This window comes from Bacillus cereus group sp. BfR-BA-01355 (assembly GCF_022663675.1).
Taxonomy (GTDB): Bacteria; Bacillota; Bacilli; order Bacillales; family Bacillaceae_G; genus Bacillus_A; species Bacillus_A thuringiensis_S.
On the sequence record NZ_JAKUFY010000316.1, the window covers coordinates 1 to 432 of the forward strand.

Below are 432 nucleotides of genomic sequence, written 5' to 3' on the forward strand. Positions count from 1 at the left end.
GATCTATCAGTAGGAAAATACAAATTAGTAGAGACGAAGAGCTTACCAGGTTATAAGAAGTTAACGGAACCAGTATCATTCGAAATTAAAAAAGGTATGACGAAAGTCTTATCATTGAAAGTAGAGAATGAACAGTTAGACAAAGGTTCAGTGGAGATTACAAAAATGGCTGCTGAAAGCAAGGAAGTCTTATCAGGAGCTGTGTTTGAAGTTCATGATGAAGCGGGCAAAGTAGTAGTGAAAGTAACAACAGATAAAGATGGAAAGGCAAAAATCGCAGATTTATCTGTAGGTAACTACACACTAGTAGAAGTAGAAGCACCAAAAGGATATGAAAAATTAACTAATCCAATTCCATTTGAAATTACAAATGGAATGATAAATGCAGTTCAATTAGAAGTATTAAACAAATTGAATCATTTAGCACCACCA

1 protein-coding gene is annotated in these 432 nt (G+C 34.0%); it reads left to right on the top strand.

All coding sequences use genetic code 11. From position 1 onward, the window contains the following. Positions 1-432, top strand: a 432-nt coding sequence (locus tag MR167_RS31825; RefSeq protein WP_255787542.1) for an MSCRAMM family protein, incomplete at both ends; no start/stop codon positions are given.